14 protein-coding genes are annotated in these 16,171 nt (G+C 70.5%); 5 read left to right on the forward strand and 9 right to left on the reverse strand.

Going from position 1 to position 16,171, the window contains the following annotated elements; translation table 11 throughout:
- Positions 1–47: 47 nt before the first annotated feature.
- Together VM685_RS07430 and ftsY are read right to left on the reverse strand one after the other, a co-directional pair.
- Positions 48–632 carry an inner membrane-spanning protein YciB gene (locus VM685_RS07430; protein WP_325459487.1) on the reverse strand — a complete coding sequence of 195 codons (585 nt, stop codon included), beginning with the start codon at positions 630–632 and terminating at the stop codon, positions 48–50.
- Positions 629–1,573, reverse strand: coding sequence for a signal recognition particle-docking protein FtsY (ftsY, locus tag VM685_RS07435; RefSeq protein ID WP_325459488.1), 945 nt, complete (start codon positions 1,571–1,573; stop codon positions 629–631). The genes VM685_RS07430 and ftsY overlap by 4 nt, the downstream gene beginning before the upstream one ends.
- Positions 1,574–1,630: 57 nt before the next feature.
- Here ftsY and VM685_RS07440 point away from each other — a divergent pair, with 57 nt between their 5' ends.
- On the forward strand, positions 1,631–2,269 hold the full coding sequence (locus tag VM685_RS07440) for a trimeric intracellular cation channel family protein (RefSeq protein WP_325459489.1): 639 nt from the start codon (positions 1,631–1,633) through the stop codon (positions 2,267–2,269).
- Here the strand turns inward: VM685_RS07440 and VM685_RS07445 are convergent.
- Genes VM685_RS07445 through dapF form a run of 3 tightly spaced genes read right to left on the reverse strand, consistent with a single transcriptional unit; the run spans position 2,266 to position 4,861 of the window.
- A complete protein-coding gene (locus VM685_RS07445; RefSeq protein WP_325459490.1) occupies positions 2,266–2,715 on the reverse strand; it encodes a GFA family protein in 450 nt (149 codons plus the stop codon). The two genes, VM685_RS07440 and VM685_RS07445, sit on opposite strands and share 4 nt — an antisense overlap.
- Positions 2,712–4,031 carry a tRNA (N(6)-L-threonylcarbamoyladenosine(37)-C(2))-methylthiotransferase MtaB gene (gene mtaB / locus VM685_RS07450; RefSeq protein ID WP_325459491.1) on the reverse strand — a complete coding sequence of 440 codons (1,320 nt, stop codon included), beginning with the start codon at positions 4,029–4,031 and terminating at the stop codon, positions 2,712–2,714. The genes VM685_RS07445 and mtaB overlap by 4 nt, the downstream gene beginning before the upstream one ends.
- Positions 4,028–4,861: a diaminopimelate epimerase gene (dapF, locus tag VM685_RS07455; RefSeq protein WP_325459492.1), complete on the reverse strand. Its 834-nt coding sequence runs from the start codon at positions 4,859–4,861 to the stop codon at positions 4,028–4,030. The genes mtaB and dapF overlap by 4 nt, the downstream gene beginning before the upstream one ends.
- An 81-nt stretch (positions 4,862–4,942) precedes the next feature.
- On the opposite strand from dapF, the gene VM685_RS07460 reads away from it, so the two are divergent.
- On the forward strand, positions 4,943–7,024 hold the full coding sequence (locus VM685_RS07460) for a prolyl oligopeptidase family serine peptidase (protein WP_325459493.1): 2,082 nt from the start codon (positions 4,943–4,945) through the stop codon (positions 7,022–7,024).
- A 3-nt stretch (positions 7,025–7,027) separates the two neighbouring features.
- Here VM685_RS07460 and VM685_RS07465 read toward each other — a convergent pair whose 3' ends face one another.
- From VM685_RS07465 to VM685_RS07480, 4 genes are all read right to left on the reverse strand, one after another.
- Positions 7,028–8,818: an ATP-binding protein gene (locus VM685_RS07465; protein ID WP_325459494.1), complete on the reverse strand. Its 1,791-nt coding sequence runs from the start codon at positions 8,816–8,818 to the stop codon at positions 7,028–7,030.
- An 8-nt stretch (positions 8,819–8,826) separates the two neighbouring features.
- A complete protein-coding gene (locus tag VM685_RS07470; protein WP_325459495.1) occupies positions 8,827–10,593 on the reverse strand; it encodes an ATP-binding protein in 1,767 nt (588 codons plus the stop codon).
- A 146-nt stretch (positions 10,594–10,739) separates the two neighbouring features.
- On the reverse strand, positions 10,740–11,804 hold the full coding sequence (locus tag VM685_RS07475; RefSeq protein ID WP_325459496.1) for a 1,9-bis(guanidino)-5-aza-nonane synthase: 1,065 nt from the start codon (positions 11,802–11,804) through the stop codon (positions 10,740–10,742).
- A gap of 101 nt (positions 11,805–11,905) precedes the next feature.
- The gene (locus tag VM685_RS07480) at positions 11,906–13,180 is read right to left on the reverse strand and encodes a type III PLP-dependent enzyme (protein ID WP_325459497.1); all 1,275 of its coding nucleotides are present in this window, start codon (positions 13,178–13,180) and stop codon (positions 11,906–11,908) included.
- A 328-nt stretch (positions 13,181–13,508) separates the two neighbouring features.
- On the opposite strand from VM685_RS07480, the gene phnC reads away from it, so the two are divergent.
- The 3 genes from phnC to phnE are packed head-to-tail and all read left to right on the forward strand — an operon-like array spanning position 13,509 to position 16,125.
- Positions 13,509–14,303: a phosphonate ABC transporter ATP-binding protein gene (gene phnC, locus VM685_RS07485; RefSeq protein WP_325459498.1), complete on the forward strand. Its 795-nt coding sequence runs from the start codon at positions 13,509–13,511 to the stop codon at positions 14,301–14,303.
- On the forward strand, positions 14,300–15,310 hold the full coding sequence (gene phnD, locus VM685_RS07490; RefSeq protein WP_325459499.1) for a phosphate/phosphite/phosphonate ABC transporter substrate-binding protein: 1,011 nt from the start codon (positions 14,300–14,302) through the stop codon (positions 15,308–15,310). Before phnC ends, phnD begins: the two co-directional genes overlap by 4 nt.
- On the forward strand, positions 15,310–16,125 hold the full coding sequence (phnE, locus tag VM685_RS07495; RefSeq protein ID WP_325459500.1) for a phosphonate ABC transporter, permease protein PhnE: 816 nt from the start codon (positions 15,310–15,312) through the stop codon (positions 16,123–16,125). The genes phnD and phnE overlap by 1 nt, the downstream gene beginning before the upstream one ends.
- The last annotated feature ends 46 nt before the right edge of the window (positions 16,126–16,171 follow it).

Here is a 16,171-nt window from a genome sequence, read left to right on the forward strand (position 1 = left end):
ACTATGTCGGCTTTACGATATAAATTACACGGGACTTGGGTATTCGCTCACTCGGTGGGCGGCGGCGGCAGGTCTTCGGCCTTCATGTACCGCATCAGCAGCGGCAGCTGGCTGAAGGTGAACAGCACCATCAGGATCGACAGGCCCGGGAAGCGGAACAGCACCCACACCGAATCGGACTGGGTGCGCCAGACCGCCTCGTTGAGCGCCGCCAGCGCCAGGAACATGAGGGCGTAGCGGACCGTCAGCCGCCGCCAGATCTCGTCGGGCATCCGCAGGCTGTCGCCGAGGATCAGCTTCAGCGGGTTCTTGCGCATCGCCAGGCCGACCAGCAGCGCCAGGCCGAAGATCCCGTTCATCACCGTGGGCTTGATCTTCAGGAAGCGCGGGTCGTCGAAGACCAGCGTCAGGCCGCCGAACACCAGGGCCGCGCCGCCGGCGATGGCCGGGAAGGGCGCCACCCGGCGCTCCACGGCGATCCCCACGACCAGCGCCAGCGCCGAGCCGGCCACCAGCGCCCAGGTCGCCTTGGTCAGGTCCCGGCCGGTGACGAAAAACGCCACGAGGAAGATCGCCAGGGCCGAATAGTCGACAAACCAGCGGACCCAGTGGCGGCGGGATTCGGCGCTCATCGGACCGGCTCCGCGAGACCGACCAGCGAGCGGGCGAAGGCCCGGGCGTCGAACGGCTGCAGGTCGTCGATCCCTTCGCCGACGCCGACCAGCTTGATCGGGCTGTCCGACGCCTGGGCCACCGGCACCAGCACCCCGCCGCGGGCGGTGCCGTCCAGCTTGGTCATCACGATGCCGGAGACGCCGATCTGGTTGCCGAAGATGTTCTCCTGGGCGAGCGCGTTGCGGCCCACGGTGGCGTCGAGCACCAGCAGGGTCTCGTGCGGCGCGTCGGGATCGACCTTCTTGACGACCCGGATGATCTTCAGGAGCTCGTCCATCAGGCCCTGCTTGTTCTGCAGCCGGCCCGCGGTGTCGATCAGCACGACGTCGTAGCCCTCGGCGCGGGCCTTCTCTACGGCGTCGAAGGCGAGGCCCGCCGCGTCGGAGCCGGTCGGGCGTGACATGAAGTCGGCCTTGGCCCGGTCGGCCCAGACGTGCAGCTGCTCGACGGCGGCGGCGCGGAAGGTGTCGCCGGCGACGATCAGCACCTTGGCCCCGCGCGCGGTGAGGTCGGCGGCGATCTTGCCCAGCGTGGTCGTCTTGCCCGAGCCGTTCACGCCGATGAACAGCACGATGTAGGGCCGGGGGCCCGACAGCGGGTCGAAGTCGCCCTGCCGCGTGGCCAGTTCGTCGCCTATCGCCTGGGCCAGCGCCTCCTTGATCTCCTCCTCGGAGACCGTCTTGCCGAACTTCTCGTCGGAGAAGCGCTGGGTGATCCGGGCGGCCGAGTGCGGACCGAGGTCCGCCTCGATCAGCATCTCCTCAAGCTCGTCGAGCTTGGCCTGGTCGAGCGGGGCTCGCTGGACGAAGGCCTGGGTGATCTGGTCGCCCATCTGCTTGGACGAGCGCGAGAGGCCTTCGGTGAGCCGCTGGAACCAGCCGCGTTTGGGTTCTGCCATGGGGCGGGGTTCTAGCGGCAGGCTTGCGCCCCGTCACCTGCGACCGCAGAAGGAGGCATGGACGGGCTCCCCGCGACCCTGGTCATCCTCGACTACGCCGCCGTGGCGGTGTTCGGCGCGTCCGGCGCGCTGGCCGCCGCGCGGCGCAAGCACGACATCGTCACCTTCGGCTTCTTCGCCGCCATCACCGGCGTCGGCGGCGGCACCCTGCGCGACCTGCTGATCGGGGCGCCGGTCTTCTGGGTGGGGCGACCGGGCTACATCCTCGTCTGCCTGGCCGCGGCTGCGGCGGTCTGGTCGTTCGGCTGGGGCCGGCGGCGCGAGGTCTCGCTGCTCTGGCTCGATGCGGTGGGGATGGCCGCCTACGCCGTGGTCGGGGCCCTGAAGGCGCTGTCGCTCGGCGTGCCGCCCTTCTCGTCCGTGGTGATGGGGGTGCTGACCGCCACCTTCGGCGGCGTGCTGCGCGACGTGCTCGCCGACGAGCCCTCGGTCCTGCTCAGGCGCGAACTCTATGTGACGCCGGCCCTGGTCGGGGCCGCGGGGTTCGTCTTCCTGCGCTGGATCGAGGTTCCCGTGATGGTGGCGGGGCTGGCGGGCTTCGCCGCCGCCTTCGCGCTGCGCGCCGCCGCGATCCTGTTCAACTGGAGCCTGCCGGGCTTCCCCGGCCGCGGCCCGCCCGAGGACGAGCGCGCCTAGGTGTCGTGATCCGGGTGCTGCCGGGAGACGACGCTGGAATAGTAGGCCGCCAGGTGCGGCTCGCTCGCCGCCTCGCGAACCGGCAGGTCGCCAATGTGGCGCACCCAGTCGGCGGCGTTGTGGGCCTCGAGCTGCACCGTGGGAACGATCTCGCCCGCCCGGTCGAAGGTGTAGAAGGCGAAGTCGATGACGTCCTCGCTCCACTCGAACGTGAGCGGCGTGCCGCAGTCGCCACAGAAGCCGCGGTGGACCTTGTTGGAGCTGGCGAACCGCTTCCGCTCCCCACGCGTCCAGGTGATCTGGTCCACCTTCGCCGAGACGAAGGGACCGAACGGGCCGCCCATAGCCTTCTGGCACATCCGGCAGTGGCAGAGGCTGGCCCGGCCGAGCTCGCCCTCGATGCGGTAGCGCACGGCCCCGCACTGGCACCCACCCGACCAGCTCATTCCGCGGCCTCCAGCATGGGCAGGCAGGCCAGGACCCGCTTGCCGTCATGGCCTGTGACCTCCAGGGCGACCACGCCGCCCACGGCCGCCTCGCCTGCGAAGGCGATCTCGGTGAAGTCCTCCGCGCGGGCGACGCCCGGCCGCTCCACGAGCGCCGAGAGGGTGCGACCCGCCTGGCGCTCCAGGTGGCGGACCAGCGCGGCCTCGCCGGCGGCGCGCAGGCGGGCGGCGCGGTCCTTCACGACCGGGCGGGGAAGCTGCGGCATCCGCGCCGCCGGCGTGCCGGGCCTGGGGCTGAACGGGAAGACATGCAGGAAGGCGAGCTCCGCCTGCTCCACGAGCCGCAGCGTGTTCTCGAACATCTCGTCGGTCTCGGTCGGGAAGCCGGCGATCAGGTCGGCCCCGAAAGCCGTGTCCGGCCGCACCGCGCGCACCTCGGCCACCAGCTTCAGCGCGTCCGCCCGGCTGTGCCGGCGCTTCATGCGCTTCAGGATCATGTCGTCGCCGGCCTGCAGGGACAGGTGCAGGTACGGCATCAGCCGCGGCTCCTCGGCCAGGCAGCGCAACAGGTCCGGGTCGATCTCGGCGGCGTCGATGGAGGAGAGCCGCAGCCTGGGGAGCTCGGGGACCAGCCTGAGGATCCGGGCCACCAGCTGACCGAGGGTCGGCTGGCCGGGCAGGTCGGCGCCCCAGCTGGTGATGTCCACCCCGGTGAGCACCACCTCGCGGTAGCCCTGGGCGGTGAGCCGGCGCACCTGCTCCACCACCTCGCCCGCCGCGGCCGAGCGGGAGTTCCCGCGGCCGTGGGGGATGACGCAGAAGGTGCAGCGGTGGTCGCAGCCGTTCTGCACCTCCACATAGGCCCGCGCGCGGTCCTTCAGCCCATCGATCAGGTGACCGGCGGTCTCCCGCACGCTCATGATGTCGTTGACCCGCACCCGCAGGGGCTCGGCGGTCGGAGCATAGGCGCCGGCCTGCGCCTTCTCGGCATTGCCGAGCACGAGGTCGACCTCGGCCATGCCGGCGAAGGCGGCGGGGTCGATCTGGGCCGCGCAGCCGGTGACGATCAGCTTGGCGCCCGGCCGCTCGCGACGCGCCTTGCGGATCGCCTGCCGCGCCTGGCGCACCGCCTCGCCCGTCACCGCGCAAGTGTTGAACACCACCGCATCCGTCAGCCCGTCCTCCGCCGCCCGTTTGCGGATGACCTCGCTCTCGTAGGCGTTCAGCCGGCAGCCGAAGGTGACGATGTCGACGTCACCGCCGCCCGGTCCTTCCGGCGGCGGGGTCGAGGGGAAGTCGAGCGCCTTGCCGCTCACGGCAGCTCCCCCACGAAGTCCACGGCGGCGGGGCCGGTCATGATCACGTGGCCGTCGTCGCGCCACTCGATGAACAGCTCGCCGCCATCCAGCTCGAGGGTGGCGGCGCGATCGGTGAGGTCGCGGCGGGCCGCCGCCACCAGGGCGGCGCAGGCGCCGGTGCCGCACGCCTTGGTCAGGCCCGCGCCGCGCTCCCAGACGCGCAGCCGGATGCGGTCGCGGCCCCGGATCTCGGCGAAGCCCACGTTGACGTGCTCCGGGAACAGCGGGTGGCGCTCGATCACTGGTCCGGCCTTGCGGATCGGCGCGGCGTCCACCTCCGGCACGAAGAACACCACGTGCGGATTGCCCATGGACACGCAGCCCGGCGGGGCCATCAGGGAGGCGTCGTCACAGAGCACGACGCCGAGCTCGCGGGTGTCCTGCTCCGACGCCAGCGGGATCTCGTTCCACGCCAGGCCAGGCTCGCCCATGTCCACGCTGACCAGCCGCTCGCCGGCGCGGGTGGCGACCAGCCGGCCGGCCTTGGTCTCGATGACGGCCTCGTCCTTGCCGCTCGACTGCATCAGCAGCCAGCCCACGCAGCGGGTGCCGTTCCCGCAGGCCGAGACCTCCTCGCCATCGGCGTTCCAGAAGCGGACGCGCGCGTCCACGCCCGGCTGGTCGGCGGCCGGCGGCTCGATGAGGATCAGCTGGTCGCAGCCGACGCCGCCTTCGCGATCGGCGATCGCGCGCACCTCCGCGGCCGTGGGCGCGAAGGGGGCGGAGCGGGCCTCGACCACGACGAAGTCGTTGCCGAGCCCGTTCATCTTGAGGAACGGACGGCTCATGGGGGCGGACATATAGGCGAGAACGGCCTTGCGCGCACGTCGGGCGAGACAGGGCCGTTCCGGGCTCGCTAGAAAAGCGGCATGAAATCCCTCGCCGCCGCGCTCCTCGCGCTCGCCGTCGCCCTGCCCGCCGCGTCCCAGACCCCGCCGGGCGCGACCCCCGACAACGATCCCTACATCTGGCTGGAGGACGTCGACGGCGCCCGGGCCATGCAGTGGGTGGAGGGCCAGAACGCCAAGTCGGCCGCCCGGCTGGAGAAGGACCCGAGGTTCGAGACCTTCCTGGCGGAGGCCCGCGGCATCTTCACCGCTAAGGACCGGATCCCGACGCCGCGCTTCCGGGCCGGCGGGATCGACAACCTCTGGCAGGACGACGCCCATCCGCACGGCCTGTGGCGGCACACCAGCGTCGAGAGCTACCGCACGGCGAGCCCCGCCTGGACGACGATCCTCGACGTGGACGCCCTGGCCAAGGCCGAAGGCAAGCGCTGGTTCTACAAGGGCGCGGTCTGCCTGAAGCCGGCCGAGACCACCTGCCTGGTGCGGCTCTCCAACGGCGGCGGCGATGCGGTCGAGCTCCGCGAGTTCGACACGCGCTCCAGGGCCTTCACGGCCGGTGGCTTCCGCTTCGCCGAGGGCAAGCAGTACGTCGAGTGGCTCGATCCCCAGACGCTGATCGTCGGCCGCGAGTGGGCGCCGGGGGAGCTCACGGAGTCGGGCTATCCGATGGTGCTGAAGACCGTCTCGCGCACTGGCGAGACGAAGGAGGTGTTCCGCAGCCAGAAGAGCGACGTGTGGGCGCAGCCGGTGGTCCTGCGCGGCGAGGGCGGCCGCACCGACGGCGTCATCGTCCAGCGCGGCCTGACCTTCTACGAGAGCGAATACAGCCTGCTCACCGACCGCGGGCTCGTCCGCATCCCGCTGCCCGCGAAGGCCCAGCAGCAGGACTACGTCGACGGCCAGGTGATCTTCACCCTGCAGGAGGCCTGGGGCGGCTTCCAGCCGGGGGCCCTGATCGCCTACGAGCTCGCCGCGCTGAAGGCCGGGACCGCGAAGCCGCAGCTGATCTTCGCGCCGGGCCCGCGCCAGGCGATCCAGCAGGTGGCCGCCACCGACGGCCAGCTGGTCGTGGCCCTGCTGGAGGACGTAAAGGGCGCCGTGGACGTGTGGGACTACGCTGGCGGCCGCTGGACGTCGAAGCGCCTGCCGCTGCCGAAGGACGCCAACGTCACCCTCGTCGACACCTCGCCCAAGGACGACCGGCTGTTCGTCAACGTGGAGAGCTTCCTCGAGCCCAACAGCCTGTGGCTCGCCGACGGCGCGGCCGGGACGGCGGCCCAGGTGAAGGCCCTGCCCGCCCGCTTCGCCGCGAAGACCCACCTGGTGGAGCAGTTCTGGGCGACCTCCTCGGACGGGACGAAGATCCCCTACTTCGTGGTTCGGCCGAAGGCGGCGAAGCTCGACGGCTCCATCCCCACCCTGATGTACGGCTACGGCGGCTTCGAGGTCGCCAAGCCGCCGATCTACATGCCCGAGGCCGGCAAGCTCTGGATGGAGCGCGGCGGCGCCTACGTCATCGCCAACATCCGCGGCGGCGGCGAGTTCGGCCCGGCCTGGCACCAGTCCGTGCTGCGCGAGAAACGCCAGCTCGCCTTCGACGACTTCGCCGCCGTGGCCCGCGACCTCTTCGCCCGCAAGATCACCTCGGCGCGCCGCCTGGGCATCTACGGCCGCTCGAACGGGGGGGTGCTGACCACCGTCTCCATGACCCAGCATCCGGAGCTGTGGAACGCGGTGGTGGTGGAAAGCCCGCTGATCGACATGCTGCGCTACCACAAGCTCTCGGCCGGGGCGTCCTGGGTGGGCGAGTACGGCAACCCCGACGTGGCCGAGGACCGCGCCTTCATCGCCAGATACTCCGGCTACCAGAACCTGAAGCCGGGCGTGCGCTACCCCGAGGCCTACATCACCACCAACACCCGCGACGACCGGGTGCATCCGGGCCATGCGCGGAAGTTCGCCGCGCGGCTGGAGGAGATGGGCGTCCCCTACCTCTATTACGAGCAGACCTTCGGCGGTCACGCCAACGACGCCGACCCCGAACTCAACGCCCGCCGCTGGGCGCGGCACTACGTCTACCTGGCCCAGAAGCTGATGGACTGACCGTCAGGCGACGGCCGCCGCGTCGCTGTCGTCGGCTGCGGCCAGCACCTGCTGGATGGTGGCGAGGAGCTGGGGGAGCTGGATCGGCTTGGGCGACAGGGCGTCCATGCCGGCGGCGGTGTACTCGGCCACCTGGTGGGCCATGGCGTTGGCGGTGAGCGCCACGATCGGCGTGCGGGGCCGGCCCTGCTCCCCCTCTAGCCGGCGGATCTGGCGGGTCGCCTCGACGCCGTCCATCTCCGGCATCTGGATGTCCATCAGCACCAGGTCCCAGCGGCCGGTGCTCCAGGCCTCCACCGCCTCGCGGCCGTTCTCCACGAAGCTGGCGGAGAGGCCGACCTGCTCCAGCAGGGTCTTCAGCACCAGGCGGTTGGTGGCGTTGTCCTCGGCGGCCAGGATGCGGACCTGGCCCTCGGCCGGCTCCTCCGCCGGGGCCTGGGCCCGCAAGGGCGGCGCGGACGGGACCGGCGGCGGCGGGATGACCGGCGCGGCGACTTCGTCGGTCTGCGGCAGCACCATGCGGGCCGTGAAGGTGGAGCCGTGGCCCACCGCCGAATGCACGGTGATGTCGCCGCCCATGATCCGGGTCAGACCGCGGGCGATGGAGAGGCCCAGCCCCGAGCCGCCGTAGCGTCTGGCGTCAGAGGCGTCGGCCTGGGTGAAGCGCTCGAACAGGGTGGAGAGCACGTCGGGGGCGATGCCCGGCCCGGTGTCGGCCACCTCCACGACGAGCTCGGGGCCGGTGGCGGTGATCCGGGCGGTGACGCGGCCCTGCTCGGTGAACTTCACCGCATTGCTCATCAGGTTGTAGATCACCTGGCGCACGCGCATGGGATCGCCGCGCCGCACGCCGCGGGCGCTGTCGGCGACCCAGACCTTGACGCCGACGCCCTTGGCCTCGGCCAGCGGCGCGAAGGCCGCCTGGGCCTGGGCGGCGAGCTCGGCCACGTCCACGAGCCCGTCCTCGAGCTGCAGGCGGGCGGCCTCGATCTTGGAGAGGTCAAGGAGGTCGTTCAGAAGGGTCAGCAGCACCTCGCCGGACTGCCGGATGACCTCCAGGCGCTCGCGCTGCTCGTCCTCCAGCCGCCCGGCGGCCATGGCCTGGGCCATCCCCAGCACCCCGTTGAGCGGCGTGCGGATCTCGTGGCTCATGACGGTCAGGAATTCGCTCTTCGCGCGGTTCGCCCGTTCGGCCCTCAGGCGCTCGACCTTGGAGGCCCTGAGCGCCCGTTTCAGGCCGTGCTCGTTGGTCTCCCACTTGCGCACGGCGATCGCCAGGTGGGCGACGAACAGGCCGATGCCGAGCGTCAGGAAGGCCATGCCGCCGATGGAGGTCCCGGGCTCCACCAAGAAGGTCAGCGCGGGCAGGGCGAAGATCGCCAGGATCACCGGCGCGAGGCCCGTGATCACGAACTTCAGGGAGGCGTTGCCAAGCACGGCGAGGTTCAGCACCCCGCCCAGCAGGATGACCAGGGCCGCGAGCCGCCCGGCCTCGCCACCTGCGAACCAGCAGAACGGCGCGATGCTGGCGAACACCATACCGTTCAGCACCTGGGTGCCGAGGTAGCCGAGCTCCAGCGCCCGGGTGACCGGCCGGTCGGGATCGCGGCGCAGCGGGGCGGCCACGACGTGGTGCAGGTATTGGCTGCCGACCTGCAGCACGAACCACAGCGCCGGCCACAGGGTGTGGCTGACATAGGCCGCGCCTAAGGCGATCACCACGGCGAAGGCCACCCGGCTGGGGAACTCGCGGGCCCGGGAGACGGCCAGCGCATGGTAGGTGTTCTTGACCATGGCGGGCCTCAGGCGGCCTCGTCCGCCGCGCCGGCCTGGGCCTGCGCCAGCACCTGTTCCAGGGTGGCGATCAGCTGCGGCAGCTGGATGGGCTTGGGCGACAGCGCGTCCATGCCGGCGGCGGTGTATTCGGCGAGCTGGTGGGCCATGGCGTTGGCGGTCAGGGCGACGATCGGCGTGCGGGCCAGGCCCAGGTCCGCCTCGAGGCGGCGGATCTCGCGCGTGGCGGCGACGCCGTCCATCTGCGGCATCTGGATGTCCATCAGGATCACGTCCCAACGCGCCGTGCGCCAGGCCTCCAGGGCCTGCTCGCCGTCCTCGACGAAATCGGCGGCCAGGCCGACCTGCTCCAGCAGGGTCTTCAGCACCAGCCGGTTCGTGGCGTTGTCCTCGGCCGCCAGGATCCGCAGCACGCCGGGCTCGGCGACGGGGGCCTCGCAGCTCACCCCCGTGGCGGGCGAGGCGGCGGCGCCTTCGCCGGTCTCCGGGAGCCGCAGGCGGGCCGTGAACGTGGAGCCGTGCCCCACCACCGAGTGGACGGCGATGTCGCCGCCCATCAGCCGGGTCAGCCCCCGGGAGATGGAAAGCCCGAGTCCCGAGCCGCCGTAGCGCCGGGCGTTGGAGGCGTCGCCCTGGTTGAACCGCTCGAACAGCGTGGCCAGCCGGTCGGGGGAGATGCCCGGCCCGGTGTCGGCCACCTCGATCACCACCTCCTCGCCGCTGGCGGTGATGCGCGCCGCCACGCGGCCCTGGTCGGTGAACTTCACCGCATTGCCGATGAGGTTGTAGAGCACCTGGCGCACCCGCATGGGATCGCCCCGGCGCAGGCCGACCGCCCCCTCGGACACCCAGACCTTGAGGGTCACGCCCTTGCCGCCGGCCAGGCCCTGGAAGGCCGCATCGGCCTGGGCGCCCAGTTCGGTCAGGTCGACCCGGCCGTCCTCCAGCTCCAGCTTGGCGGCCTCGATCTTCGACAGGTCGAGCAGGTCGTTCAGCAGGGTGAGCAGCACCTCGCCCGACTGGCGGACGACCTCCAGCCGCTGGCGCTGGCGCTCGGGCAGCTCGTCGGCCGCCATGGCCTGGGCCATGCCCAGCACGCCGTTCAGCGGCGTGCGGATCTCATGGCTCATCACGGTGAGGAATTCGCTCTTGGCGGCGTTGGCGCTCTCGGCGCGCAGGCGCTCGGTCTTGGCGCCGCGCAGCGCCTTGCGCAGCGCCTGCGAGGTCTGCTGGGTGCGGCGCACCATCATGATCAGGTGGCCCACATAGGTGAGCGCCCCGACCACCAGGAAGCCCATCGCCCCCAACCGCACGTTCGGCTCGGTGAGCGCGCTGACCAGCGGCAGGCCGGCGAGCAGCAGGGCGAAGGGCCCGCATCCGGCCACCAGCAGGCGCGGCGCCACCTGGCCCTGGATGGTCACGTTGAGCATCCCGCCCATCAGGATCACCAGGGCGAACAGCCGCCCCTCCATCCCGCCGTCGAACCAGCAGAGCGGGGCGATCGCGCCGAAGGCGGCGGCGTTCAGCACCACCGTGGCGAGGTAGAAGGCCTCTCGGCCGGCGGTCAGCTCCAGGTCCGGGCTGCGGCGCAGCGGCCCCCCGGCCCAGTGGTTGAGGGCCTGGGTGGCGACCACGGCCGCCATCCAGGCGGCCGGCCACAGCGGCCCGACCACATAGGCGGCGGCCACGGCGATGAGCGCGGAGAAGCTCAGCCGGCTCACGAACTGCCGCGCCCGCGCGGCCGCCACCTCGTGATAGTTCAGGTTCCTGGGCACACGGCTCCCCCCAGGGAACCCTGCACCCGGCGCAGTTAATAGAACGCTGATACTGCTGGATTTTTTCGGCGGGCGGCCGCGCATACGAAAACGGCCGGGGATCGCTCCCCGGCCGTTCCGTGTCGGTCCCCGCGCGGGCGCGGGCGCTAGGCGGCGCTCTTGGCGAAGAGGCTGTTCCAGTTGCGCTTGCGGCGGGCCTTGTGGGCGCCGTGGTGGAAGGCGTTGGAGGCGATCAGCGGCACCACGGTGGTGGCTTCCGCGAACACCATCTGCTCCCAGGTCACGTCCACCTTGCCCCAGGAGCAGGCCTCCTTGAGGGTCGAGGACGAGCAGGCGCCGTCGCGCACGTCGGCCACCGTGATCTGGATGGCGTACTTGTGCATGTCCACCTCGTGGCCGAGGATCTCGGCGCAGACGACGGTGTCCTGGGCGAAGTTCTTCGGCACCCCGCCGCCGACCATGAAGAGGCCGGTGGCGCCCGCCTTCAGCTTGATCTCGGTGAGCTCGCGGAAGTCGGCCACGGCGTCGATGGTGAGGTAGGGCTTGCCCGCCTTCATCCGCTCCACCTGGTGCTTCACGAGGCCGAAGCCGGCCGAACTATCCACGAAGGCCGGGCAGAAGATCGGCACGCCCTCGCGGTAGGCCACCTCGACCAGGCTGTTCGGCTTCTTGGCGTTACCCGCCGCCAGCCACTTGCCCATTTCCCAGATGAACTCGCGGCTGGAGTACGGACGCGGCTCCAGGATCTCGCAGAGGTCGTAGATCGTGGCGTCGCAGGCCTGCAGCTCTTCCTCGTCGATGTAGGTGTCGTAGATGCGGTCGATGTACATCTCCCGCAGCTCGCGATCGTCGACGCTGGAATCGGCCTGGTAGTGCTTGAAGCCCAGGGCCTCGAAGAAATCCATGTCGACGATCGAGGCGCCGGTGGCGACGATCGCGTCGATCATCCCGTGCTGGACCATGTCGCGGTAGATGTGCATGCAGCCGGCCGCGGAGGTGGAGCCCGCGAGCGTCAGCCAGGTGGAGCAGTCGGCGTCCTCCAGGCTCATCTTCCAGATGTCGGCGGCACGGGCCGTGTCGCGGCTCGTGAAGCTCATCTTGCGCATGGAATCGATGATCGGGCGGGCGTCGTACTGGTCGATCGCCACGTGCTCGACGGTGTTGGCGAGCAGCTCGGCCTTGCGGTTGGTGTTCTGAACGGGAGCGTTCATCGTCGGAAGTTCCCTTCTGAGGGTGATCGCCCGTCCATAGGAAAGGCGCGACCGGGACGGAGCGACCGGCCGCGCCTATAACATTTCACCGGGTGCGGTGGTTACCGCCGGCGGCCCTTCTTGCCCGCCGCGCCCTTGGGACGCGACAGGCGGACCACCTTGCGATCCTCCGACTGCTGCTCGCGCGGCAGACGGATGTGCCGTCCGGCGAGGCCATACATGGAGGCCATGGGCGCATCTTCAACTGCGACAGTCTCGGCGTCGCCGAAGCCGTTGAAGCGCGTGTTCATGGCGATCCCGTAGGCGCCCAGCATGCCGATCTCGATGTAGTCGCCCTCGCGGACGTCCTCCGGCAGCCAGAACGGCCCCGGCATCTGATCGATGGAGTCGCAGGTCGGTCCGTAGAAACGAAAGGGCCGCAGGGGTCCTTCCAGCTCGCGGGGCTCGCCGTTCTCCTGGCCGCGGTACAGCTTCACCGGGAAGGGCCACTTGGCGTGGGCCGCATCGAACAGGCTGCCGTAGCTGCCGTCGTTGAGGTACAGCGCGTCGCCCTTCTTCAGCTCCACCTTGGTGAGCACCGAGGAGGCTTCGGCCACCAGCGCCCGGCCGGGCTCGGCCCACAGCTCGGTGTCCTTGTGGACGCTCATCTCCGCGAAGCCGCGGTGGATGGAGTCCACGTAGTCGGCGAGGTCCGGCGGCACCATGCCCGGATAGACCGAGGGGAAGCCGCCGCCCACGTCCACGACGTCGACCATGACGCCGGCGCGCAGGATGGCGCGGTTGGCCTGGGCCATGGCCGCCTGGAAGGCGGTCGGCCGCATGCACTGGCTGCCCACGTGGAAGGAGACGCCCATCCGGTCCTGGGTGGCGCGCCGGGCGGCCAGCATCAGCGCCGGCGCCTGGTGGCTCTCCACCCCGAACTTGCCCGACAGCGAGTAGGCCGCGCCTTCCGCCGAAACGCCCAGGCGGACGATCAGCGACAGGTCGTCAGCGCCGCCCGTGGCGTCGAGGATCTTCTGCAGCTCCTCGTGCGTGTCGAAGGAGAAGGTCTTCACGCCGTGATCGAAGTAGGCCTGCGCGATCGCGCGGCGGCTCTTCACCGGGTGCATGAAGGCCATGCGGGAGCCCGGCGCGTGCTGCGCGACCAGCTCGATCTCGGGGATCGAGGCCACATCGAAGGACGCCACACCGTTCGCCGCGAGGGTTTCGATCACCCACGGCGAAGGGTTCGCTTTGACAGCGTAGAAGACGTCGCCTTGAAAACTATCCTGGAACCAGCGCGCCGCTACGGCCACCACGCCCGGCCGCGCAAAGGCGACAGGACGCTCCGGGGACCGCTCGCGGACCAGGTCCAGGGGCGTATGGTACGTATGCACCTCACGCAACCCCCAACGGATTGTTGAACCCAGACCGGCGTTAGCAGCGCTTTTGAGGACATCGGGTCCGCCGGAAGCCGCGCAAATAGGGGCATACGCCCGGGATGTAAAGGGCGTTGGACGTGCGACGACACGTCTCTACTCGCCAGAGCCCGTGATTATTCTTCGAGCTGTGGCGCTTGTGGCGCGGTAACGGCGTTCGCCGCCCGGCGGTTCCGCACCGCGCCTGCCGGCTGGACCGACCGCGGGAAGGCGTGTCATGAAGCCGTCGCAACGGCCGGCGAGTTTCGTCCGCTTGCGCGCGCAACTTGAGGAAATTTCGCCGTCCATGCCTGACGCCGCCGTTCTGTCGATACGGAACGTGTCCAAGACCTTTGGCGCGCGACGCGCCCTCGAAGGGGTCTCCCTCGACGTCTCGAAGGGCGAGATGATCGCCCTGATCGGGCCCTCGGGTTCGGGCAAGTCCACGCTCCTGCGCTCCATCAGCGCCCTGCAGACCATCGATTCCGGCGCCGGCCGGATCGAGGCGTTCGGCGGACCCGTGCAGGAGAACGGCCGGATCGCCGCCAATGTGCGCAAGACGCGCACCCGGATCGGCATGATCTTCCAGCAGTTCAACCTGGTGGGCCGCCTGTCGCTGTTCTCCAACGTGGCGCTGGGCTCGCTCGGCCGGATCGACCCGCTGCGGGGTCTGTTCGGCCTCTGGCCCGCCGAGACCAAGCAGGCGGCGATGGCCGCGCTCGCCCGCATGGGCGTGGCCGACTACGCCGCCCAGCGGGCCAACACCCTGTCCGGCGGCCAGCAGCAGCGCGGCGCCATCGCCCGGGCGCTGGTCCAGAAGGCCAAGATCATCCTCGCCGACGAGCCGGTGGCCTCGCTTGATCCGGTCTCCGCGCGCCGGGTGATGGACGCGTTGCGGACCCTGAACAGGGAAGACGGCCTCACCGTCGTCGTGACCCTGCACCAGGTCGACTATGCGCTGCGCTACTGCGACCGCGTGGTCGCGCTGAAAGCGGGCAAGGTGGTCTATGACGGCCCGTCCACGGGCCTGAAGCGCGAACAGCTCATCGACATCTACGGGCCGGAGTTCGAGGACGTGTTCTGGGAAGGAGCCCCGCAATGATCGGTCGCCGCCTACTGACCGGACTTGGGCTGGCCGCCCTGCTAGGCCTCTCCGCCTGCGGGGGCGAGCCCTCGAACCAGAAGGGCGAGACGCCCAAGGAGCTGACCTTCTCGATCCTGTCGGCCGAGAACCAGCAATCCATGGGCCCGCTCTGGCAGCCCCTGCTGGACGACATGTCCAAGCAGATCGGCGTGCCGGTGAAGCCCTACTTCGCCACCAACTACACCTCCCTGATCGAGGCCATGCGCTTCAACCAGGTGCAGGTGGGCTGGTTCTCGGCCCTGCCGGCGCTGGAGGCCACGCGCCGCGCCGACGCCCAGGTGCTGGGTCGGGTGGTGGACGCCGGCGGCGAGGATTCCTACCGCTCGGTGCTCATCGTGCAGAAGGGCTCGGGGATCACCCTCGACAAGGTGCTGGCCTGCGACAAGAGCCTCACCTTCGGCCTGGGCGACGCCAAGTCCACGTCGGGCACGCTGGCGCCGATGACCTACCTGTTCACGCCGCGCAACATCGAGCCGGCCAACTGCTTCAAGGCGGTGCGCTCGGCCAACCACCAGGCGAACGTCTTCTCCGTGGCCAACGGCCTGGTGGACGTGGCGACCAACAACACCGTGGGCCTGCTGTTCGCCGGCCGCCAGAACCCGCAGATCGCCGCCAAGGTCGAGGTGATCTGGCGCTCCCCGCCGATCCCGGAATCCTCCATCGTCGCCCGCCGCGACCTGGATCCGGCGATCAAGGAGAAGATGCGCCAGTTCTTCCTGACCTACGGGACGGGGACGGGGCCCGAGGCCGACCGCCAGCGCGAGGTGCTCAAGGGCCTGGCCTACGGCGGCTTCCGCGCCGCCGACGACAGCTACCTCGATCCGATCCGGGAGATGGAGGCCGCCGAGGCGCTCGCCAACGCCCGCCGCAGCGGCGACCAGGCCGCCGTCCGGAAGGCCCAGGCCGAGTTCGACAAGGTCCGCGCCGCCGCGGCCCAGAAGCGCGCCGTGGAGCCGGACGTCTGATGTCGCCGGTCGACACGGTTCCGCCCGCGGCGCAGCTGACGCCGCCCACCCGTTCCATGGCCCAGCGCGCGCCCGACGCCCTGGTCTGGGGCGCGGTGATCGTGCTCCTCATCCTGGCGTTCGGGCCGGTGGAGATGCGCAACTTCGGCCGGCTGTTCACCAACGCCGAGAACATGCGGATCTACGGCCGGCAGCTCCTCGATCCGGAGTGGGGCAACCTCGGCATCTACGTCCGGCAGATGTGGCTGACGATCCAGATCGCCATCTGGGGCACCTTCCTGGCGATCATCGTGGCCGTCCCGTTCGGCCTGGCTTGCTCGCGCAACATCGCGCCCGCGTGGCTTCAGCAGCCGATGCGGCTCCTGATGAACCTGCTGCGCTCGATCCCGGACCTCGTGATCGGCACCATCTTCCTGGTGGCCGTGGGCCTGGGGCCGTTCGCCGGCGTCATGGCGCTGGCCATCTCCACCGCCGGCGTGCTGGCCAAGCTGTTCTCCGAGGCCGTGGAGTCCATCGACAAGGGCCCGGTCGAGGGCGTCCGGGCGACGGGCGCCAGCCGGCTGCAGGAGATCGTCTGGGGGGTGATCCCCCAGGTGGCGCCGCTGTGGACCTCCTACGCCCTCTACAGGTTCGAATCGAACTCCCGCTCGGCCACCGTGCTCGGCCTGATCGGCGCCGGCGGCATCGGCCAGGTGCTGTTCGAGAGCCTCAACGCCTTCAACTACGGCGAACTGTCGGCGATCGTCATCGTCATCGTCGTGGCGGTGTCGCTCATCGATCTCCTGTCGCAGGCGATGCGCAGCCGGCTCCTGTAGCGGCGTCGCGCAAGCTTCACCGCAACGACGTCGCAACGTCGCAGAA

The sequence above is a fragment of the Phenylobacterium sp. genome (assembly GCF_035539035.1).
Lineage (GTDB): Bacteria > Pseudomonadota > Alphaproteobacteria > Caulobacterales > Caulobacteraceae > Phenylobacterium.